Source organism: Nakamurella sp. (assembly GCF_044224575.1).
In the GTDB taxonomy this organism is placed as follows: Bacteria; Actinomycetota; Actinomycetes; order Mycobacteriales; family Nakamurellaceae; genus Nakamurella.
This window is the reverse complement of the sequence record NZ_JBGAKE010000003.1, coordinates 150,127-171,391: the sequence shown is the minus strand read 5'-3', so window position 1 is coordinate 171,391 and position 21,265 is coordinate 150,127. Positions and strand designations below refer to the sequence as shown.

Sequence of the window (21,265 nt, the reverse complement as noted above, 5' to 3'; positions counted from 1 at the left end):
CAGCGACGAACCCAGCCCCGGAGCAATTCATGACAGTCCGAACCAATCGGATGGTGCCCCTCATCCTGCTGACCGTCGGGTCGATTGCCCTGACCGCATGCGGTTCCGCGGGTTCGGCCGGTTCCGCGGGCTCGTCGGCGTCCTCCGCGGCGGCATCGGGCGTCACCTCGGCGAGCGGGTCCGATTCGGCGGTCCCGGGGCAGGTGACGGTCTCCGTCACCGACGCCGGGGGTTGCGTCACCACCCCGAACACGGTGCCGGCCGGACAGGTGACGTTCGTCATCACCAATGTCGACGCCGTGGGCGTCACCGAGGTCGAACTGGTCGCCGACCAGCGGATCGTTGGGGAGCGGGAGAACCTGGCGCCCGGCTTCGACAGCACGTTCTCGGCCCGGCTGGACGGCGGCAGCTACGAGATCTACTGCCCGGGAGCCAGCACCGAGCGCTCGGCGTTCACCGTGACCGGGCAGGCAGGCGCGCAGGACGCCGACGTGGCCGCCCTGCTGACCCAGGCGACCAAGGACTACGCCACCTACGTCGACGACCAGATCACGTTCCTCATCGTCCCCGTGCAGGAACTGGCCGCCGCGATCAAGACCGGCGACCTGGCGGCGGCCCAGGCCGCCTACATCAAGGCGAGGCCGTTCTACGAGCGGATCGAACCGGTCGCCGAGTCGTTCCCGGACCTGGATCCCGCGATCGACCTGCGGATCGGTGACGTGGAGCAAGGCACCGAGTGGACCGGTTTCCATCCCATCGAGCAGGGCCTGTGGGAGCGGCAGAGCACCGATGGGTTGAGCGGCCTGGCCGACGGCCTCGTCGCCAACCTCCAGCAGCTGCAGCAGCAGGCCACGCAGCTCTCCGACGCGACCACCGCCGGCGCCGACGGCGGCTACCAGGCGTTCGAGATCGCCAACGGATCCGCCACCCTGCTGGACGAGGTGCTGGCGTCGAAGATCACCGGCGAGGAGGAGGCCTACTCCAAGATCGACCTGTTGGACTTCGAGGCCAACGTGGAAGGTTCGCTGCAGGCGTTCGCGACGCTCAAGCCGGCGCTCGATCAGATCGACCCCACGATCGTGCCGCAGATCTCGGCGGCCTTCGACGCGTTGACCACCCAACTGGCTGCGTTCAAGGACCCGAATTCGCCGAGCGGCTGGATGTCCTACGACCAGCTGACCGACGCGAACAAGAAGGCCCTGACCGACGCACTGCTGGCGGTGCAGGAGCCACTGTCGGCCGTCGCGCAGAAAATCACGCAGTAACCACGCGGCGCCCGGTACCAAGAGCCTGGCGGGTGGCGGATCCGCACGGGTGGCGATCCGGCTGCACGCAGTGACGAGAAATGGCACGGACATGACAGAGCAAGGCACCTCGCGGCGGCGGTTCCTCACCGGGGCCGCCGCGGCCGGGGTGGGGGCGGCCGCCGGATTCGCCGCCGGCTACGGCGTTCGCGGGGTCGCCGACGCGGATGCCGTCCCCGAGGCCGTGGCCGCCGAGATGGCGGCGGTCTCCGACAACGTCGTGCCGTTCTACGCTGCCCGGCAGGCCGGTATCACCACACCCCAGCAGGAGCGGCTGATGTTCGCCGCGTTCGACGTGACCACCAGGGACGTCGAGGAGCTCAAACGCATGCTGGGTCGCTGGTCGGCGATGGCCGCGCGGATGACCGAAGGCAAGCAGGTCAGCGACTCGCCGACCAAGCCGGCCCAGCCGCCGTTCGACACCGGTGAGGCCATGGATCTCGGGGCGCATTCGTTGACCATCACGGTCGGCTTCGGGCCCAGCCTGTTCGACGACCGGTTCGGCCTGGCCGATCGGCGGCCGCCCGAGCTGACGGCGTTCGGCACCATTCCGGGCGACGCCGTCCTGCGGCCGGAACTGTCCGACGGCGACCTGTGCGTCCAGGCCTGCGCGGACGACCCGCAGGTCGTCTTCCATGCCATCCGCAACCTGGCCCGGGCGGCCCGCGGCACGGCCACGCTGCGCTGGTCCCAACTCGGCTTCGGGCGGGCCTCGTCGACCGGGGCCGCGCAGGTGACCCCGCGGAACCTGATGGGCTTCAAGGACGGCACCCGCAACCTCCGTTCCGACGACACCGCGGCGCTCGACACCCACGTGTGGGTGGGTGCGAACGGCGCGGCCGTCGCCGCCGAGCACGAGTGGATGCGCGGCGGGTCGTACCTGGTGGCCCGCAAGATCCGGATGGAGATCGAGTCCTGGGACACCGACCCGTTGGACGACCAGGAGCGGATCTTCGCCCGGGTCAAGGCGACCGGTGCCCCGCTGACCGGCGGTGACGAGTTCACCGCCCCCGACTACGACGCGGTCGGATCCAACGGCGCGCCCGTCATCGACGTCGACGCGCACATCCGGCTCGCCTCGCCGGAACAGAACAACGGGCTGACCATCCTGCGCCGCGGCTACAACTACACCGACGGTCAGGATCCGGCGACCGGCAAGCTCGCCGCCGGCCTGTTCTTCATCGCCTTCCAGCGCGATCCGCAGACCCAGTTCAAGGTCCTCCAGACGCGACTGGGCAAGTCCGATCTGCTGAACGAGTACATCGCGCACATCGGGGGCGGCCTGTGGGGCTGCCCGCCCGGGGTCAGCGCGCCCGGCGACTGGTTCGGGAAGGCACTCTTCACCTGATCGTGGCGGCCGTCCGGCTCGAGTAGCCGTCGTACACGCCGATCGTGTTCCCCCGTCCGATGTGGCGCGGCCCACTTGGCCACGGGTCGACACGGATTCTTCCGATTCCCCTTGTGTTCGGTCACCGATACGCCCATCCTGGTGTTGCCCGTTCACACGGATGGGCCAAAAGGGTGTATTCGTGGTTACTCTGTGGTAGAAATGTGGTGTCGACACGTTCAGCACGCGTTGGTGTAGCCCGTTTGGTCCACAGATGAACGCCACGCGGGTCACGCACTAACGGAGAGTGATAGCCGGGTCGGTGACGCACCAACGCTTGACAGAGTCTTGCAGTCGGTCACAGTGCCCGCCTGCGTGGAACGACCAGAGGAGTTTCGGGTGTCGCAGGCTTACGATTCACGGTCGCAGCAGGCCTTCGCTGCGGCTGTGTGCCGCGTGATGCGGGAGTCACGGCGCCGGCAGAAGCTCACCCAGGCGGAGGTCGCGCAGCGCACCAACGGTCTGGTCAGCAAGGCGGCCCTGGCCAACTACGAGACCGGTCACCGGTCCCTGCGGGTCGACGTGCTGTGGGTGATCGCGGGGGCGTTGGGCGAGGACCTGGGGGCGCTGCTGTCGGCCGCCGAGCGAAACGTCACCACTCGGCCGTCCCCGTTCGGCACCGGTTCGCTCACTGTCGACGTCAACGAGGTGATGGCCAGCCCGGACCCCCGGTTGTCGGTCGTCAAGCGGTGGTTCGAGTTGCGGGCCAACTCGTCCACCACGATGACTCTCGACGAGGGCGCCATCGCGGCCCTGGCGGCGCTGATGAACGTCCGTCCGGACGAATGCCGCCGCCTGCTGCTGACCAGCAGCCGGAGCCGCGCCCCGCAGCCGCACGCGGCCAACGGCGTCTGAGCGACCACGGCGGTCACCCGATCCAGGGAGCGTCTGGCCCATTCGGGTGAAGCTGCGATTGCCGTCCATCCCCAGCCCATCCTCGCGCGTCCATGAGACCGTGGCTTGACGCGGCGTATCGCCGCGCTCCCGGCCGACGCAGCGAGGAAGGACACCCACCGCAGTGAGAGACGAGCCCACCCAGCCGCACGGCGCAGCCGGGAGCGACTCGCCGACGGAGATCATTCGGATCGGCAATCCGGGCGAGACGACCGACGTGATCGATCGCAGCCGGATCCCGGTGCCGACCACCGCGGACACGGCCGGTGCCGGATCGGCGGCCGGTGCCGCCGAAGCCACCATCGTCCCGGCGCAGGGAGCTGAACCGCCGGACTATCCGCCGGTCGATCCCACCGACCCGGCCGCAGCGACATCCGGACACCCACGCCGCAACAAGATCATTGCCGCCGCGGTCGGCGGCGTGGTCGCCCTGCTGGGCGCGGTCTACCTGGTCGATCTGTTCGCCACCTCGGGCACGGTCGAACGCAACACCACCGTCGCCGGCGTCGAGGTCGGCGGTCTCACCCCGGACCAGGCCGCGGCCGAGCTCAGCGCCCGGGCGATGCCCGAGTACGCGGCCCCGATCACGGTCGACGTGCACGGCGTCCCGACCGCCATCGACCCCGCCGAGGCCGGCCTGACCGCCGACGTGGCGGCCACCGTCGAGGCCATCGGCACCCGTTCGGTCAATCCGTTCGTGCGGCTCAGCTCGTTCTTCACCTCGACCGAGCGGCCATTGGCCGACGGCGTCGACGAGACATCACTGACCGCGGTGGTCGGCGCGATCGCCACCGAGACCGACCTGGCGCCGGTCGAGGGGGCCGTCACCGTCGAGAACGCGCAGGTGGTGGCCACCGCGCCGGTCATCGGTCGGAACCTGGACGTGGCCGGTGCGGTCGACGCGGTGTCCCAGGCCTGGATCGCGGGCGGACCCGGCGGCGTCGAGGGCCTGGTGCTGCCGGTGTCGTCCACCCCGGTGCGCGCCTCGGTCGAGAAGACCGAACAGGCGGCCGCGCAGGCGCGGACAATTCTCTCCGCGCCGCTGACGCTGACCGGTGGCGGAACGACGGTCGAGGTCCCGGTCGTCGACATCGCCGCGGGCACCACCTTCACCCCGGATTCGGCGGACGGCTTCGTCGTCGCCGTCGATCCGGCCACGGTGCTCAAGCCGGTGACGCCGGCCATCGAGGCCACGCAGAGCGACCCGCGCAACGCCACCATTTCGATCAAGGACGGCGCCCCCGTGGTCGAGCCGAGCGCGCCCGGTCGGGCCGTGGACTGGCCGGCCGTGGAAAGCGCGGTGGCCGCGGTCGTGGTGACGCCGAACCGCACCGTCGAGCTGGCGTACCAGCTCAGCGACCCGACGTTCACCACCGAGCAGGCCAACGCGCTGGGCATCAAGGAGGTGATCGGCGAGTTCACCACCGGCGGGTTCGCCGCCGCCTCCGGCGAGAACATCCGGGTCGTCGCCGAGAAGGTGAACGGGGCGATCGTGCAACCGCACTCGACGTTCGGCCTCAACGAGTTCACCGGCCCGCGCGGCACCGACCAGGGTTACGTGCCGGCGGCGATCATCCAGGAGGGCGCACTGTCCACCGCGGTCGGCGGCGGCATCAGCCAGTTCGCGACGACCACCTACAACGCGGCCTACTTCGCCGGGATGGGCGACGTCACCCACACCCCGCACTCGTTCTACATCTCGCGCTACCCGGCCGGCCGGGAGGCCACCGTGTTCGACGGGGAGATCGAGCTGGCCTTCTCCAACGACTACGACACCGGCGTGCTGATCGAGACGATCTGGACGCCGTCCGACATCACCGTCCGCCTCTGGGGCACCAAGCACGTCGAGGTCGAGTCGATCTCCTCCGACCGGTTCAACTACACGTCGGCGCCGGTGATCGTGAAGCCGTACGGCACGGCGTGCTCGCCGTCCGGCGGCAGTTCCGGGTTCAGCATCGTCAACACCCGGGTGATCAAGGACCTGGCCGGCAACGAGATCCGCCGCGAGGACTTCACCACCGTCTACAACGGCCAGCAGAACGTGATCTGCTCGCCGCCGCCGCCGGCCGCGCCGACCACCAGCGCCGCGCCGGCGGCCGACGCGCCGCCGCCGGCACCGGCACCGGCGCCGGCCGAGGCCCCCGCGGGCGGCTGATCGGCACTCGCACACTCGGCGGGGTTGTCGCCCGGGCTTACGGCCCGGCGGCGCGGCCGACGACGGCCCGCCGATCGGCCGCCCCGGTCACCGTCCCGTCGGACGCCCGCAGGATCGCGTGGGCATGACCGGCGGGTGGCGCGTCCGTCCGCACGGCGTGGCCTCGCTGTCGCAGCCCCGTCGCCCACGCGGTCGGAGCCCCCGACTCGAGTGACACCACGTCCTCCGTGGCGTCGCCGGTCCAGGTGTCGAAACCACCGGTGCCGAGAAACCACCGCGCGGCGCCGACCGCCCGGCCGGGGGACTGCCCGTTGCGCAGGAGGCGGGCGAGCAGTTGGAGCACGATCTGCGGCTGGCTGTCGCCGCCCATCGTGCCGAGCGTCGCGCGCAGGCGGCCGGCGGCATCGGTGACCAGGGCCGGCGCCAGGGTGTGCGGCGGTCGCCGGCCCGGTCCGTACTCGGCGGGGTGACCTGGCTCCAGGCAGAAGCCCAGCCCACGGTTCTGCAGGAAGATCCCGGTGCCGGGCACCACCAGATTGGCGCCCCAGCCGGCGGCGTTGGAGTTGATCAGCGAGACACCCATGCCCGCCCGGTCCACCGCGCACAGGTAGGTCGTGCCGCCCGCGGCGGCCGGGGACGGCGGTGCGGTCCGGCGGTGATGGTCGATCGCCGCTTGGCGTGGGGCAAGCCGGGCCGGCGCGCTGAGGTCGCTGCCGTCGGCGTGTTCGTGCAGGACGGTCGGCCGGTCGTGGCCGGCCCACCTGGCCGCCTCGACCAGCAGATGCGGCCAGGCCGGGTCGTCCGGGTCGTCGGGCAGCGGAAGCCGGTCGGCGATCCAAGCGGCTGCCGGGATCAGATACCCCTGCGACGGCGGCGGGGTGGTCCAGACCTGATGGCCCCACGCCGTCGTGCCGACCGGCCGGTCCCAGCGGGCGTGCGGCCGGGTCACGTCGTCGCTGCTGAACAGGCCGTGGCCGAGCGCGACCAGGCCTTCGCCGAATGCGCCGCCGTAGAAACCGTCCCGGCCGTGGCTCGTGATCGCGCGCAGGGCGTCGCCGACGAGCGGTCGGGTGACCACCTCGCCGGGGTGGAGCCCGCCCGGCCGGTGATAGTCGCCGGCGCCGGGCAGGCCGGCGATGCGAGTGGCGGCCGCGGCCAGCGGCGGTGACGCCGGAAATCCGCCGGCCGCGTAGCGCCGGGCGGGTTCGAGCAGCTCGCCCAGGGGGAGCCGGCCGAACCGTTCGTGCAGGGCCAGCCACCCGTCGACGCAGCCGGGAACCGTCACCGTGCGGATGTCGCCGCGGCGGGGCATTGTCCGGTGGCCCTCGGCACGCAGCCGGTCGGGGTCGGCGCCGGAGCCGGCCGCGCCGACCGCGACCAGTGCCTGCGGCTCGCCGTTGCCTCCGGCGTCCGGGGCGTGGACCAGGGCGAACAGGTCGCCGCCGAGGCCGCACAGATGCTGCGCGGTCACGGCCAGGACCGCGTTGGTCGCGATGGCCGCGTCCGCCGCCGTGCCGCTGGCGTCGAGAACGGCCACCCCGGCCGCCGTCGCGAGGGCGTCGACCGAGCAGACCAATCCCCGTTCGCCGGTGACCGTGCCGTCAGCCATCAGCCGACCGTAGTGCGACTCGCGCCCGGCCAGTGTGCAGAAGGTGCCCGCAAACCCGGTGAATGAGGGCACCTTCTGCACACTCGAGGTCTTTCGCTCCCAGGGTGCGTCGGTGAACGGCTCGGCCTGAGGGCAGGTCGACCACGGCAACGGATCCGGGCCCGAACCCGCTCAGCACGGGTTGTTGTACTGCATGAGGGCGAAATGACCTTTCGTGGCCAGGATTTCGGTGATCGCACAGTTGTGGACAGCCGGGAACAGATCGCGGTAGCGACCGAGCCGGATGCCCAGCAGGGTGCACAGCGCGAGCCTGATCGCGGTCGAGTGGGCGACGACGAGCACCCGGCCGTCGGGCAACTCGGCGTCGATGTCGACGAGGGCGGCGACGAACCGCTGCGCAGCCGCGTGCGGATCCTCGCCGCGGGGAAGGTGGTGCGTGGCAGGGTCGCTGCGGAAGGCAGCGAGCGCATCCGGGAACTGCTCGTCCATCTCGGTGATGGTCAGGCCCTCGGCGGCACCGAAGTCCAGTTCCTGCAGCCGCGGATCGACGCGGAGCTCGACGCCGGCCGCGTCGGCGCTTGGCTGCGCGGTGACTCGCGCCCGGCTCAGGTTCGACGACCACACCGCGTTCAGCCCGGCGCCGGCGGCCCAGGCGGCCAGCCGCCGCGCCTGCTCGACCCCACGGTCGGTGAGTCCGACGTCGGTGCGGCCGCAGTAGCGGTTCTCGGCGTGCCAGACGGTCTCGCCATGACGGGCCAGGAACAAGGTTGTCATCGGGGTCCTTCGGTCGGCGTGGGTGGCGACGGAGCTGCCAGCCAGTCACCATCCCGCAGCGTTCGCCGACTTGCCACTCTCCGCCGCGGAGGTCCGCCTACTCGGGCCGATGGTGGCATCTCGAACCGCACGAGCGGTTGCCGACCGGAACGGCCAGGTCCCGACACGTTTCCCGCGGGTACGGTGACCGCGCCGCGCCGGTTACGCTTGCCCCGCGCCTCCGCGCCGGGCCCCGGCGCCGGCCGGCGCAGGCCGCCGTGGCGCAACTGGTAGCGCACCCGACTTGTAATCGGGCGGTTAGGGGTTCAAGTCCCCTCGGCGGCTCCGATAAATTGCAGGTCAGACTGGGTGCGGATGATCTGAGGTCCGTTGACGATCGCTGCGAAGCAGCTGTTCCGACAGCAGCTTCCGCAGGAACAGGGCCGTTCTGTCGACCGACCAGCCTCGACCCTGACGGATTGATTGGTACAACTCGGCGCTGAAGAGCACCACCAGGACGTCGGTCGCTGCCTTGGTCGTGAGGCCGTCACGCAGGCCACCCGCCTTCGCGGCGATCACTCGTGCGGCTTGGCGGTAGGCCTGGACGCGTCGTTGTTCGGCGATCCTGGCGACAGCCGCGGCCTCCGGATCGCCCGCCGCACCGTGGAGCGCTGCCACGAGCGGGGCACATCGTTCCAGGATGGCGACACCGTGGGTGAGGAAGATGCCGAGCGCCTCGGCGGAGGTCGGAGCCGCGTTGAAATCGGTCCACCAGTGATGCCACGGCAGCAGCTCCTCGATGGATGGGTTGGTGGGTGGTTCGTGCCAGCGGTCGAAACCCAGGATCGCGGCACCCAGCGCCTCGTCGAGCAAGCGGGCCTTCGTGCCGAAGGTGTAGTAGATGGTCGGCACCGCGACCCCGGCGTCGCCGGCTATTGCGGTGATAGTGGTGCCGAGGTAGCCGTTCATGCAGAACTGATGGTAGGCGGCGGTGACCATCCGACGTCGTGTGGCAAGGGCCTTATCGGCGCGGGTAGTAGTCGATCCAGAGACCATTGACAAGATGGTAGCCGTCTCTGACTATAGAGTCACTATAGTCAGGAGAGCCATGAAGATCGTGCTCGCATCCCTGCCGGCCGACGGCCACTTCAACCCGCTGACGGGTATCGCCGTCCATCTCCGCGACCGCGGCCACGAGGTGCGCTGGTACGCCGGTCCGGCATACGGCTCCAAGATCGACCGACTCGACATGCCGTGGTTCCCATATCAGCGGGCGACAGAGGTGATGGCCGGCAATCTCAGCGCCCTGTTCCCCGAGCGGGCTGCGCTCAAGGGGCCCAGGCTCATCTCGTTCGACATCGAGAGGTTCTTCGTCAGCCAGGTCGAGAACCATTTCGATGATCTCGCCGCGATCCACGACGAGTGGCCGTTCGACGCACTCCTGTGCGACGGGGCTTTCTATGCCGAGCATCTCGTTGCCGATGTGCTTCACATCCCTGTCTACGCATTTGCTCTGACGATGGTGATGCCGGACTCGCAGAGTCCACCACCGTTCTTCGGACTGCGACCCGCCCGCAGTCCCGTCGGAAGGCTGCAGCACGCAGTCGTCCGCAAACTGCTGGCGAGCGGCATGAAGGCGGGTACCATCCAGTACAACGAGATCCTCGCTCGGCACGGCGTTGACCCCATTTCGCTGGACGGCTTCCCGCACGAGCCGATGCTCAGAGTCCGCCGGGTCTTCCTCAACGGGTCGCCGGGACTTGAGTTTCCCGGCTACCGGCCACTCGCCAACGCCGAATACGTCGGGCCGCTGGTTCCTGCTCGCCCGGCGATGGGTCCGGACACCCCGATCCCGACCGTCGTGCTCGATCCCACGCGGAAAGTTGTGGCGGTGTCGCAGGGCACTGTCGACAATGGTGACCCGGGGAAGTTGATCGTCCCCACCATCGAGGCGCTGAAGGGGAGCGATATTGTCGTCGTGGCAACGACCGCGGGAGTTGGGACCAGCGCGCTGCGCGCTCGATTCCCGGAGCCGAACGTCGTCATCGAAGACTTCATCAACTACGACGACCTCTTTCCCAACGTGGCGGCGTTCGTCACCGGCGGCGGGTTCGGCAGCAGCCTGGCCGCGTTCCTCCACGGCGTCCCAGTGGTGGGGGCTGGCAAGCGCGAGGGCAAGAACGACATCAATGCCCGTGTCGGCTACCACAAACTCGGCATCGACCTACGGCTGGAAAATCCCAAGCCGTCGGCGATCCGCAAAGCGGTTGATCGCGTGCTCAACGAACCGACCTACGCCGAGAACGTTGCCGCATTGCGATCAGAGCTTCGCTCGTACGACCCGATGGCACGGATCGAGGCCGTGGTGACGAGGACGAAGCGGGATGCGGTTGCTTGACCCTCGCAACGAGGGTAGTCGTTCGGCGGCCAGCGGAAGAAAGGCAATCCGTCATTCGTGAACTGAAGGCCGCTGACCGGACTGCGGAAAGACCCAGCCCGATACCAGCTCTCGGAAATCTCCGGCGTGATCGCGGCCGGTCCGGTTGACACGGCCGATCCCGCCGGACGGATGGGACACCGACGAGCACCCTCGCGTCGCGACTGCGGTGATCGTGCGCGACCGATCCGATGGTTCAATCCGCGGGGCGGGAATCGGGTGGGAGTGCCTTGATCAGCAGCGCGGTGGCGTGCTGGATGCGGGTGCCCAGGTACCGTCCCGGAACCTGTTCTCGGCTGCGCCGGCTGCGGAAAGCGATTCCTGCGCTGAATACCGGAATGTCTTGTCTAGCAACGGCTCTGAGGGAGGCGATGGCCTGGGGCCGTCCGCGACTCTCGGTGCAGAAGACCACCACGCCGGTGGGCTCGGCCGCCTGCGCAGCGACCGTCAGGGTGGAGGTCGAGATCCGGGCGCCCAATACCCGACACGGGCGGCGATGGACCCGCAGCAGCAGCGCCAGCGATTCGGGACCGACCAGTTCCTGGTCGCGGGGTCCGCAGGCCAGCAGGATCGATCCGATGGGCAGCGGTCGTGGAACCGTCCACCCACGACGGTCCAGCCAGGCTCGGATGGCCTCGGTGGCCACCAGCTGCTGGGCGTGGTCGCGCTGACCGGTCGCCACCATCAGGCGCAGCTCCCGCATCGCCGGGATCACGATCTCATCGATGCAGCGGGCCAGTCCGAACCGGCTGGCGGCCAGGTCGAGGTGGCCCTGCAGGCCAACGGGGTCGAGGTCGTGAGGTGCGGTGATGATGTGGCGGACCAGATGTGCGGTGGGGGACCGGATGCCCGGACCGGCAGGGTACGGGGTCCGGACCGGACCGGGGCCGACCGTCGATGCCGCGTGGGACACGCCCGCTCCCTTCCGGAGGTGCTCTGCGGGCCGGGGTGCCGCACCCTGGGTGCTGCGGCAGGGCCTGTCCTGGGTTGGCCGGGCCCGGTCCGCGTCCTCCGTTATTCGGAGGGCTGCGCTGCGGCCCTGGTGAGAGTCCGGGAGTCGGGGACGCCGGTCGCCAGGACCGCATCGTCGGGATGGGAGAAGTTGCCGCCATACTGATCGGTGAGCACGACCCGGCCGGCCCGCCGCTGGACCCCGGTCACAGTGTGCGGTGACGGGCCGGGGCCGGGGAACCACCAATCACCCGGGCTGAGATGACCGATGTGGTGCCGGGTGCGGGTGTACCCGGGGACCGGCGCCCGCCCGACCTGATGGTCCAGCACGTCGACTGCGTTGCGCAGGGTCAGACACACCGTGGTGCTCCCTTCGGGTTGGTCCGGAGGTGGTGACCCGTGCCCGCGCGGCCGGGGGGGTGGCGCGGACACGGGTAGCGCGGCAATCCACCGGTGGCCGGGGCGGTCGACGCCCCCGACGGCGTCGACCGGACCGGTCCGGTCGCTTGCGTCACCAGACTGCCTGGCGCCCGGGGTTTCCGGTGGCGTCCGGGCAACTTGCATAGTCTCGATGTGCCGGCCCCGGCGGGCTCGACGCGGGCGGCGCTCGCCCGCCGGTCAGCTCGGTGGTCCGACCAGCGGGTCGGGGTCGATGGGATCGAGAGCTCGAGTCAGCTCAGCGCAGGCGTCCTGGATCCGGATGCCCAGGTAATGGCCCGGCACGCCCCGTCGGCTGCGCGGCGTGGCGAACGCGTTGCCGGCGTAGAAGACCTCGATATCCAGATCGTGGACGGCCCGGATCGATTCGACGGCCCGCAGGCGGCCGCTGGCCAGGTGGGACGCGACGATCACCCCGGCGGCCCCGGAGGCCCGGGCGGCGGTCGTCAGGGTGACGGTCGGGGTCCGGGCGCCGAGTATCCGGCACGGCCAGCCCTGGTAGCGCAGCAGCACGGCCATTGATTCCAGTCCGATCGTGTGCAGATCGCTGGGCCCGCAGGCGAGCAGGATCGGCCGGGGCCGGGCCGGGGCCGGAGCGAAGGCGCTGCGCCGGTCCAGCCAGGCGCGGGCGGCCTCGGTGGCCATCCGTTCCTGCGCGACGTCGCAGTGGCCGACCGCCCACCACACGCCGATCTGGCGCATGGCCGGTAGGAGAACGTCGTCGATGCAGGCGGCCAGGCCCAACGCCGCAGCGGCCTCGTCGAGCCGGCCGCGGACCGCAGCCGCGTCCAATCGTTCGGCGGACTCCAGGATCCGGTGCACGAGGTCCTCTGCCGGTCCCTGCCCACCCAACATCCGGCGGACCGACCGTGCGGCCAGAGCGGCCTGTTCGCCACGGGCGATCTGGTCGCGCATCAGCCGCAGGGCGTTGACCTCCTCGGGCCGGTACCGGCGGTGCTGCCCGCGGGGTCGACGGTCCAGCGCAGGGATGCCGTACCGAAGCTCCCACGATCGAAGGGTCGGCATCGGTACGCCCAGCAACCGGGCCACATCCCTGATCGGGATGCCCCGAGGGTCCTCCCCTACGCCGTCCGGGCGGGCCGACATCGTCATGCGAGTCACTCCATCGCTCCGGCCGACAATCTCCTGTCCGACGGTCGACCGGTTCACCTAATCCGACGATAGACCCATATCACCCAGCCGTCCGCCTGGCGTACATGTGAGCCCTCCTACTTCTCGACCCGCCCGCCCGGCGCGGGCGGCCTGGTCGATGGGGCGGGCTGGGACGTGCGCGGTTCATGACGTGGGGGTCAACGCCAGGGCGAGCGCCCGGTGCCCGGCGTGCGCGGCCCATCCGGCGGCGGTCGCGTCGAACCGGCGGTCGCGGACGGTCCGGTCGGCGCCATGCGCCAGCAGCCAGTCGCACATCGCTGCGTCCCCGCGCAACGCGGCCTCGTGCAGCGCGGTGACCCGGTCCGAGCCGGAGCCATCGACCCGGTAACCGAGGTCGAGCAATCGGACGAGCGCGGGAATGCCGTGCAACTCGGCAGCGGTACGCAGCGCCCCCGGCCGGCGCCGCGGAAGATCGCCGACCCGATCACGCAGGGCGGCCAGCGTCGGCGTATCGCCGGAGTACGCCGCGGCCAGCAGCAGATCGACGTCATCGAGTCGGTCCGTGTGACCACCCGCCGCCTCGAGCATGGCTGCCGCGGTCGCATGCCCGAACCGCACCGCAACCTCGTACGCGGTTTGGTCGCCCAGGATCGGGTGGTAACCGCGGGTGTTCGGGTCGACGCCGTGGTCGAGCAGGATCCGCACCCGCTCGTCGAACCCGTGCTGCGCGGCCGACCGCAGGTGCTCGCCGACCATCTGTTCCGGGGACGGGTAGGCCGGGCCGAGCCGGTCCCGCCAGGGCGAGGGATGGGGGCGGCCGGCACCGTGCCGCAGCAACGGCCGGAGATGACTGTTGTCCGGCCGGAACTGCCGGTTGTAGAAGGCCTGGTTGTCGTTGGGATCCGCGCCGGCGGTCAACAGGGCCTCGGCCAGTTCGACGGCGTCCGGGAGGGGTGGCTCGTCCCGCTCACCGCCGCCGAGCACCCCGGTGAGCGCGGTGAACGGGGACGGCAGTCCCCTCCAGAGGAAGCCGCTGTTCGGATCGGCACCGGCCGCGAGCAGCACCCGCAGCGTGCCGGCCGGGTCACCGAGCCCGAGCCGCGAGTAGCACAGGTACAGCAGCGGCGGCCAGCGGTGCGGCCCGTCCTCCCGGGTGGCCGCGGCCGGCGCCGCAGCGAGCCGCCGAGCGAGGTCGCCGGCGCGGCCGGACGCGGCCAGCGTGGCGGCCGACCGGGACGCCAGCGACGCGTCGGTCACCAGCATGGAACGGGCCTCGCCGGCGACTGACGGTTCGGTGTAGCTCAGGCAGGCCAGCCGGAGGAACCGGTCGGCGTCGGACTCCGGCGGACCGTCGGGGTTCGCGGCCGGGTCCATGGTCCGCGACAGCGCCGCCCGCGCGGTGATGTGCTCGACCAGCTTGGACCAGCCGGCGAACCCGTACGATCGGGCCAGCACTCGCTGCGCGCGGGCCAAGGTGACTGGGCCGTCCCCGGGGTCGTACGTCGCCACCAATGCCACGGCATCGGGGTCACCGCTCACACTCGCCCGGTGCAGGCGCTTGGCCCGGCGGCGCAGCCAGTCGAGATCGGGCTGGTCGGGCAGGGTCCAGCGGGCGGGTTCGGGCATGACGCCTCCTTCGCGAGGGTCCCGATGTCCGCGCTGTCGGGGGCGAAAGAGGGCGTGACCAGGCAGCCGTGCTCAGGTGGGCTGAGCCCTGCCCGCGGACCGGTGGCGCCCTGCGCGCCGGTCTCGACCGTACGCCCGGCGCTGCGGGGCGGGCAACGGCGCGTTGTGGGTGTGGACGACCGCGCGGATGAAGTGGTCGACTCGCGTCCCACGCGTCACATCCGGGGTGAGTTCGGCCGCGCGGACGTCGTTGATCCGCGCGGTGAGGGAGCACCCAGGTCAGGGCCTGGCCGATCCCATCAGGCGTGGGCGCCGTGCTCGTGGGTGCGGTGGCCGGCGGGTTCCAGCTGGAAGGTGGAGTGCTCGATGCTGACCGGGAAGTGCTCGGCCACGCACGCCTGCAGCTGGTCGAGCATCTGCGGCACGTGGCCGTCCTGGAAGCAGGAATCGTCGACGACGACGTGCGCGGTGAGCACCGGCAGCCCGGTCGCCACCTGGGAGGCGTGCAGGTCGTGCACGGCCTTCACGTGGTCCAGCTCGAGCAGGTGCTTGCGCACGTCGGCCAGGTCGAGGCCGCGGGGGGTGCTCTCCAGCAGCACCGACGTCGTCTCGCGCAGCAACGTGACGGTGCGCGGCAGGATCATCAGCGCGATCAGGATCGAGACGATCGCGTCGGCCTGTTCGTAGCCGGTGGTGGCGATGACGATCGCCGCGACGATGACGGCCAGCGACCCGAGCGCGTCGTTGAGCACCTCGAGGAACGCCGCGCGCATGTTGAAGTTCGCGCCCCGCCCGCCGGCCAGCACCAGCAGCGAGACAATGTTGGCGGCCAGGCCGACGATGCCGAAGACGAGCATGATCCCGGACGCCACCTCGGGTGGCGCGAACAGCCGCTGGATGCCCTCGATCAGGATGAACGTGCCGACCGCGAGCAGGATCGCGGCTTGCAGGGTCGCGGCGAGCACCTCGGCCCGCAGGTAGCCCCAGGTGCGCTTGTCGGTCGGCCCGCGCCGGGCCAGTTGCGCGGCGATCAGTGCGATGACCAGCCCGGCCGCGTCGGTGAGCATGTGCCCGGCGTCGGCGAGCAGGGCCAGGCTGCCCGAGATGAGCGCCCCGAATACCTCGACGATGAGCACGACCGAGGTCAGGCCGAGCGCGATCGCCAGCCGGGGCCGGTGGTCGCCGCCGCCGGCCGAGCCGTGTGCATGGGAGTGCCCGCCACTCATCGCACGGCCTCGGTCGGAATCGTCACGAGCTCGATGATACAGAATTGGCTGAATCGTGCCGCCCGGCGGGACCCCGACCGCCAGCGGGGCCGGCGGGGCCGGCGGGGCCGGCGGCGAGCCTGGGATAGGTTCAGCATCGATGTCCCTGTCTTCCGCGGTCAGCCGTGCCCGGGGCACGATGGCGCTCTTCGGTCCGGCGTTCGTCGCCGCCATCGCCTACGTCGACCCGGGCAATGTCGCCACCAATGTCACGGCCGGCGCCGTGTACGGGTACCTGCTGGTCTGGGTGGTCGTGCTGGCCAACCTGATGGCCTGTCTGGTGCAGTACCTCTCCGCGAAGTTCGGCCTGGCCACCGGCGCGACGCTGCCCGAGACGCTCCGCGATCGGCTGTCCAACCGCGGCCGGCTGGCGTACTGGGTGCAGGCCGAGGTGGTCGCCATGGCCACCGATCTGGCCGAGGTGCTCGGCGGGGCGATTGCCCTGAATATCCTGTTCGACCTGCCGCTCCTGCTCGGCGGGGTGATCACTGCCGTGGTGTCCACCGCCATGTTGCTGGTGCAGGATCGGCGTGGCCAACGGGCCTTCGAGCGGGTGATCACGACGCTGCTGGTGATCATCGCCGCCGGCTTCTTCGCCGGACTCTTCGTGGCGCCGCCGCCCGCCGGCGCGGTGGTGAGCGGCCTGGTCCCGGCATTCGACGGTTCGGGCAGCGTGCTGCTGGCCGCCGGCATGCTGGGTGCGACGGTGATGCCGCACGCCGTCTACCTGCATTCCGCCCTGGCCCGGGATCGGCACGGCCGCCCCTCGCCGGCCCACTTGCCGAAGGTGCTCAGGGCCACCCGGTTCGACGTCGGCGCGGCCATGCTGCTGGCCGGCGCGGTCAACCTGGCGATGCTGCTGGTCGCGGCGACCTCCCTGGGCGGGAGCGCCGACGAGCTGTCCCTGCAGGCCGCCCACGATGCGGTCGGTCAGTCCCTCGGCGGGGTGGTCGCGGCCATGTTCGCGATCGGCCTGCTGGCGTCGGGGCTGGCTTCCACCTCGGTCGGCTGCTACGCGGGGGCGGTGGTGATGGCCGGCCTGCTGCGCCGGTCGATTCCGCTCCTGCTGCGCCGGGTGATCACCATGGTGCCGGCGGTGATCATCCTGGCGCTGGGCGTTGACCCCACGCTGGCCCTGGTCATCTCCCAGGTGGTGCTGTCGTTCGGGCTGCCGTTCGTGCTGATCCCGCTGGTGTCGTTGACCCGTTCCCGGGCGGTGATGGGCCCGGCGGCCAACCACCCGGTGACCACCGTGGTGGCCGTCGTGGTGGTCGCACTGGTGATCGCGCTGAATCTGACCCTGATCTGGCTGACCATCACCGGCGGCTGAGCGAACGTACCGATCGGCGGGTGTGGCGCCCCGTGTGCTGCCGCGGCGGTTGCTGCACCGCCGGACCCGGGTTCGACGAGGCGTCGGCTGGGGCGTCCCCCGGTTCGACGTCCTGGCCGGCAGCTGAACTCGGCGGAACCCGTCCACCGATCGGGGGAGGGCAAGTTCCCCCACCGCATCCACCGCTCGGCCGACCGACCGAGGGGCTGCGCCGGACGAGAGTTGTTGTCAACGGCCCCACCACCTGGAGTGCGACCGTTCCACCGAGGGAGAACACCATGTTCCGCCGGCCCACCACCACCGACACCGCCACCGCCGATCAGCCGGCCCACCGGTTCGGAGCCCTGGCCGCCAAGACCGCTGCCGTCGCCGGCATCGCCGCCGCGACCGCGCTGATCGTCGCGCCGATGGCCTCGGCCGCCACCCCGGTCGCCGCGCACCCGGTGGGCGACTTCACCTCCGAGGGCGTCGTGCTCAACAACCTGACCCCGTTCCGGATGACCGAGCAGTCGGCAACCGCCCCGGGTGGGTGGGGCGACAACGGCCAGCCGAACGAGACGGCGCTGTCCCCGGGATTCGCCTCCACCTGGTGGGTGGCCTTCACCCCCAACTCCCCGTTCACCGTCGACTACACCTTCACCGACGCCCAGGGCAATGTGCAGACCGTGCATGCCACGCAGAGCAACGATGACGACGCGACGCCGGCCTGCACGGTGACCGGCACCGACTCGGCGGACTGGACGTGCGACGTGACCGAGACCTCCGGGGAGAACAACTTCGCCCTCGACGTGCACGCCTCGGCCGCCCAGATGAACCTCTCGCCGAAGGCCAAGGAGCAGTTCGTCCAGGCCCTCAACGACATCTGCTCGACCGGCGGGGCCAACGGCCTGGCCACCTGCACCTTCCAGCCGAACGGCACCGCGCCCACCTACACCGAGTCCCCCCGGGGCTTCGTGCCGACCGGGGCGAACACGGTCTACGGATGCAAGCCGTGGGGCGGTTCGTACAACTACACCGGTGGCGGGACGCAGAGCCAGACCGCGTCGACCGGTGGCAGCGACACGCTCTCCCTGTCCACCAGCGTCTTCGGGGTGGCCAACGCGGGCTTCGCCCACTCCAACACCTGGGGTCAGTCGTTCAGCTCGGGCCATACCTACTCGGACAGCAAGGCGATCCATGCGGCCTACGGCTACGCGGCGACCCCGTTCTGGTACCCCACCATCGGGTCGGCGACCGGCACCTTCACGGCGACCCTGGGCGGCTCCACCTACTCCTTCGACAACGTCACCGTGAACGACTCCGGGGTGGCCGGCACGAACGCCAACGGGCAGTCGTTGGGCCAGGCCTCGATGACCAAGAACACCTACAAGATGACCAAGGCCGAGTGGAACCAGAACTGCGGTGGCGACACCCCGCCGTCGTGGATGAACTGACTGGGACGAATGAGCGACCCACCCTCCTGCCCCGGGCCCCGGCCCGGGGCAGTGTCGTGTGCTCAGCCGCGCCACGCGCCGCGCCGGTACTGCGGGGGGTAGGGCGCGTCGGCGGCCGGGACGCCCAGCTCGTGGGCGGCCCGCAGCGGCCAGCCGGGCTCACGCAGCGCGGCCCGGGCCAGATAGACGACGTCGGCGGCGCTCTCGTCCAGGATCTGCTGGGCCTGGGCCGGCTCGGTGATCAGGCCGACCGCGCCGGTGGGCACCTCGGCCTTGACCTTCACGTCCCGGGCGAACGGCACCTGGTACCCCGGCCCGACGGTGATCCGCTGCGCGGGATCGAGCCCGCCGGTCGACACGTCGATCAGGTCGACCCCGCGTTCGCGCAGGATCCGGGCCAGGTCGATGCTCTCGGCGGCGGTCCAGCCGCCGTCGATCCAGTCGGTGGCCGAGAGACGCACGGTCAGCGGCCTGTCCACCGGCCAGACCGCCCGGACCGCGTCGACCACCTCGAGCACGAACCGGATCCGGTTGTCGAACGACCCGCCGTAGGCGTCGGTGCGGCGGTTGGTGATCGGGGACAGGAACTGGTGCAGCAGGTAGCCGTGGGCGCCGTGGAGCTCGACGACGTCGAAACCGGCGGCGTCGGCCCGCCGGGCCGCGGCGGCGAAGGCGTCGACGGTGCCCGCGATCTCATCCGGGGACAGCGCGTGCGGCGCGGTGTGCTCGCCGTGCGCGATCGGGGAGGGGGCGACCGTCTCCCAGCCACCGTCGGCGGCCGGGACCGATCCGGTGCCCCGCCACGGCGCGTAGGTGGACGCCTTGCGGCCGGCGTGGGCCAGTTGCACGCCGGCGGCCGCCCCCTGGCCGTGCACGAAGTCGACGATCCGCCGCCAGGCGGTGGCCTGCCCGTCGGTCCACAGGCCGGTGTCCTGCGGGCTGATCCGCCCCTCCGGGACGACCGCGGTCGCCTCGGTCATCACCAGGCCGAAGCCGCCGATCGCCCGGGCCCCCAGGTGGGCCAGGTGCCAGTCGGCCGGCAGCCCGTCGACGGCGCTGTACTGGCACATCGGGGACAGCCAGATCCGGTTGCGAAACGTGATACCCCGCAGGGTGATCGGGTCGAACAGGCTGGGCATCGGTCAGCGCTCCGGGGTCAGGCCGAGGAAGGTGCGGCCGGCGGTGGTCAGGGACGTGGGGGACAGGCCGTTGTCGACGGCGAACGCCACCGGGTGCGGCTGGGCCATGTCGAACGGGTAGTCGCTGCCCACGGCGACGCGGTCGCTCCCGGCCCGCGCGACGAGCAGGTCGAGCTCGTCGGCGTCATGGGTGACGGTGTCCAGGAACAGTTCCCGGAACCCCTCCCGCGGGCCGCGCTTGGCCGACCGGGCGACGTCGGCCCGTCGGCCGAACGCGTGCTCCCACCGGCCGAGCAACCCGGGGGCGCTGCCACCACCGTGCACGAAGCAGATCCGCAACAGCGGCAGCTCCTCGGCCAGCCCGGACAGCAGCAGCGACGCGACGGCCGTCGCCGTCTCGGTCGGGTTGCCGACGAGGTTGGCCAGGTAGTACGAGGACCATTCCGGCCGGGGCAGCTGCATCGGGTGCACCAGCACGGCCAGGTCCAGCTCGGCCGCACCGGTCACCACCGCCCGCAGGACACCACGGTCGAGCGAGTCCCCCCGCAGCAGCGGCGGGATGGCCACCCCGGCCATGCCCGGCATCCGGGCCAGCGCCTCGAGCTCGGCCCGGACCGCGGACTCGTCGTGCAGGCCGACCAGCCCGAGACCGACCAGGGCGCCGTCGCTATCGGCCGCCACCCGGGACAACGCCTGGTTGAACGAGGCAACGTAGTCGGCGGCGTCGTGCCCCGCCGCGGGGTCGCCGACCGGGAACGCGAACGGTGGCGCGGACAGCACCCGCACCCCGACCCGGGTGGTGTCCATGTCGGCCCGGACGGCGGCGATGTCGCTCATCGCGGTCGCCGCGATGGACAGGGGAACCTCCCCCAGGTGCAGCTCGCCGTCCCGATCGGCCAGCGCGCCGTAGGGGGCGCCGGGCGGCAGGTGGAACAGGTCGCGGGGCAGCCAGTGGGCGTGCACGTCCACCACGCCGCCCGCGATGCGCTCGATCACGACAGCTCCAGCGGTGCGTTGTCGCCGTCCAGGTGCTCGACGGTGGTGAAGATCAGCTCGGTGTCGCCGGCGTTCTCGATGTCGTGCAGCAGGTACTCGCCGGGACCGAAGTGGAAGTACCGGGTCTCGCCGGCGACATAGCTGACCTCGCGGGTGGTGCCGTCGAACGTGTGCTGCCGGCTGGTGCCGGCGGTGACGGCCGTCCAGAAGTAGTCGAGCACGTGCCGGTGCGCGGGCCAGCGCTCGCCCGGGGCCAGCCGGATCTCCCAGACCCGGGCCCGGGGCGTCTGGGCCAGCAGCCGGGATCCGACATGCCCGTCGTGGGAGTGGCTCTCGAACTCGGCGTGCAGTTCGGGGGTCCAGCCGGCGAAGTCGGTGCCGATCAGGGTGCCGGCCAGCGGCAGGTCGGCCAGGAAGGTGGTCATCGAGATTTCT

The 21,265-nt window shown here is 71.2% G+C and carries 18 protein-coding genes and 1 tRNA gene; 8 read left to right on the top strand and 11 right to left on the bottom strand.

Annotated elements, in window-relative coordinates:
- The first annotated feature begins 29 nt into the window (after positions 1-29).
- The 4 genes from efeO to ACILSK_RS04705 all read left to right on the top strand — a co-directional run bounded on the left by efeO (position 30) and on the right by ACILSK_RS04705 (position 5,740).
- Positions 30-1,265, top strand: coding sequence for an iron uptake system protein EfeO (gene efeO / locus ACILSK_RS04720; protein ID WP_395725974.1), 1,236 nt, complete (start codon positions 30-32; stop codon positions 1,263-1,265).
- A gap of 91 nt (positions 1,266-1,356) precedes the next feature.
- Positions 1,357-2,652, top strand: coding sequence for an iron uptake transporter deferrochelatase/peroxidase subunit (gene efeB, locus ACILSK_RS04715; protein WP_395725973.1), 1,296 nt, complete (start codon positions 1,357-1,359; stop codon positions 2,650-2,652).
- A gap of 378 nt (positions 2,653-3,030) precedes the next feature.
- On the top strand, positions 3,031-3,546 hold the full coding sequence (locus ACILSK_RS04710) for a helix-turn-helix domain-containing protein (protein WP_395725972.1): 516 nt from the start codon (positions 3,031-3,033) through the stop codon (positions 3,544-3,546).
- 163 nt (positions 3,547-3,709) lie between these two features.
- A complete protein-coding gene (locus ACILSK_RS04705; protein ID WP_395725971.1) occupies positions 3,710-5,740 on the top strand; it encodes a VanW family protein in 2,031 nt (676 codons plus the stop codon).
- A 37-nt stretch (positions 5,741-5,777) separates the two neighbouring features.
- Here the strand turns inward: ACILSK_RS04705 and ACILSK_RS04700 are convergent, their stop codons facing one another.
- Both ACILSK_RS04700 and ACILSK_RS04695 read right to left on the bottom strand, forming a co-directional pair.
- Positions 5,778-7,349, bottom strand: coding sequence for a gamma-glutamyltransferase family protein (locus tag ACILSK_RS04700; RefSeq protein WP_395725970.1), 1,572 nt, complete (start codon positions 7,347-7,349; stop codon positions 5,778-5,780).
- Between the two features lie 171 nt (positions 7,350-7,520).
- Positions 7,521-8,123, bottom strand: a complete 603-nt coding sequence (locus ACILSK_RS04695) for a histidine phosphatase family protein (protein ID WP_395725969.1) — start codon at positions 8,121-8,123, stop codon at positions 7,521-7,523.
- Between the two features lie 251 nt (positions 8,124-8,374).
- On the opposite strand from ACILSK_RS04695, the gene ACILSK_RS04690 reads away from it, so the two are divergent.
- Positions 8,375-8,447 (top strand) — tRNA-Thr (locus tag ACILSK_RS04690).
- Positions 8,448-8,462: 15 nt separating this feature from the next.
- Here ACILSK_RS04690 and ACILSK_RS04685 read toward each other — a convergent pair.
- Positions 8,463-9,101, bottom strand: coding sequence for a TetR/AcrR family transcriptional regulator (locus ACILSK_RS04685; RefSeq protein ID WP_395725968.1), 639 nt, complete (start codon positions 9,099-9,101; stop codon positions 8,463-8,465).
- Between the two features lie 109 nt (positions 9,102-9,210).
- Here ACILSK_RS04685 and ACILSK_RS04680 point away from each other — a divergent pair, with 109 nt between their 5' ends.
- Entirely contained in the window at positions 9,211-10,500 is a 1,290-nt protein-coding gene (locus ACILSK_RS04680) for a glycosyltransferase (RefSeq protein ID WP_395725967.1), read from the top strand.
- A gap of 235 nt (positions 10,501-10,735) precedes the next feature.
- Here the strand turns inward: ACILSK_RS04680 and ACILSK_RS04675 are convergent, their stop codons facing one another.
- The 5 genes from ACILSK_RS04675 to ACILSK_RS04655 form a co-directional block, all read right to left on the bottom strand.
- Positions 10,736-11,452, bottom strand: coding sequence for a hypothetical protein (locus tag ACILSK_RS04675; protein WP_395725966.1), 717 nt, complete (start codon positions 11,450-11,452; stop codon positions 10,736-10,738).
- 101 nt (positions 11,453-11,553) lie between these two features.
- Positions 11,554-11,850, bottom strand: a complete 297-nt coding sequence (locus tag ACILSK_RS04670) for a hypothetical protein (protein WP_395725965.1) — start codon at positions 11,848-11,850, stop codon at positions 11,554-11,556.
- Between the two features lie 258 nt (positions 11,851-12,108).
- Positions 12,109-13,041, bottom strand: coding sequence for a B12-binding domain-containing protein (locus ACILSK_RS04665; protein WP_395725964.1), 933 nt, complete (start codon positions 13,039-13,041; stop codon positions 12,109-12,111).
- Between the two features lie 183 nt (positions 13,042-13,224).
- Positions 13,225-14,667 carry an ankyrin repeat domain-containing protein gene (locus ACILSK_RS04660; protein WP_395725963.1) on the bottom strand — a complete coding sequence of 481 codons (1,443 nt, stop codon included), beginning with the start codon at positions 14,665-14,667 and terminating at the stop codon, positions 13,225-13,227.
- A 299-nt stretch (positions 14,668-14,966) separates the two neighbouring features.
- Complete coding sequence (locus ACILSK_RS04655) at positions 14,967-15,893, bottom strand: cation diffusion facilitator family transporter (protein WP_395725962.1); 927 nt, start codon at positions 15,891-15,893, stop codon at positions 14,967-14,969.
- 139 nt (positions 15,894-16,032) lie between these two features.
- On the opposite strand from ACILSK_RS04655, the gene ACILSK_RS04650 reads away from it, so the two are divergent.
- Complete coding sequence (locus ACILSK_RS04650) at positions 16,033-17,262, top strand: Nramp family divalent metal transporter (RefSeq protein WP_395725961.1); 1,230 nt, start codon at positions 16,033-16,035, stop codon at positions 17,260-17,262.
- A 278-nt stretch (positions 17,263-17,540) separates the two neighbouring features.
- Entirely contained in the window at positions 17,541-18,695 is a 1,155-nt protein-coding gene (locus ACILSK_RS04645) for a hypothetical protein (RefSeq protein WP_395725960.1), read from the top strand.
- A gap of 62 nt (positions 18,696-18,757) precedes the next feature.
- Here the strand turns inward: ACILSK_RS04645 and ACILSK_RS04640 are convergent, their stop codons facing one another.
- The 3 genes from ACILSK_RS04640 to ACILSK_RS04630 are packed head-to-tail and all read right to left on the bottom strand — an operon-like array spanning position 18,758 to position 21,255.
- On the bottom strand, positions 18,758-19,834 hold the full coding sequence (locus tag ACILSK_RS04640; protein WP_395725959.1) for an NADH:flavin oxidoreductase/NADH oxidase: 1,077 nt from the start codon (positions 19,832-19,834) through the stop codon (positions 18,758-18,760).
- Positions 19,835-19,837: 3 nt separating this feature from the next.
- On the bottom strand, positions 19,838-20,830 hold the full coding sequence (locus tag ACILSK_RS04635) for an amidohydrolase family protein (protein ID WP_395725958.1): 993 nt from the start codon (positions 20,828-20,830) through the stop codon (positions 19,838-19,840).
- Positions 20,827-21,255 (bottom strand): hypothetical protein, encoded by a 429-nt coding sequence (locus ACILSK_RS04630; protein ID WP_395725957.1) that lies wholly within the window; start codon positions 21,253-21,255, stop codon positions 20,827-20,829. The genes ACILSK_RS04635 and ACILSK_RS04630 overlap by 4 nt, the downstream gene beginning before the upstream one ends.
- Between the last annotated feature and the right edge of the window lie 10 nt (positions 21,256-21,265).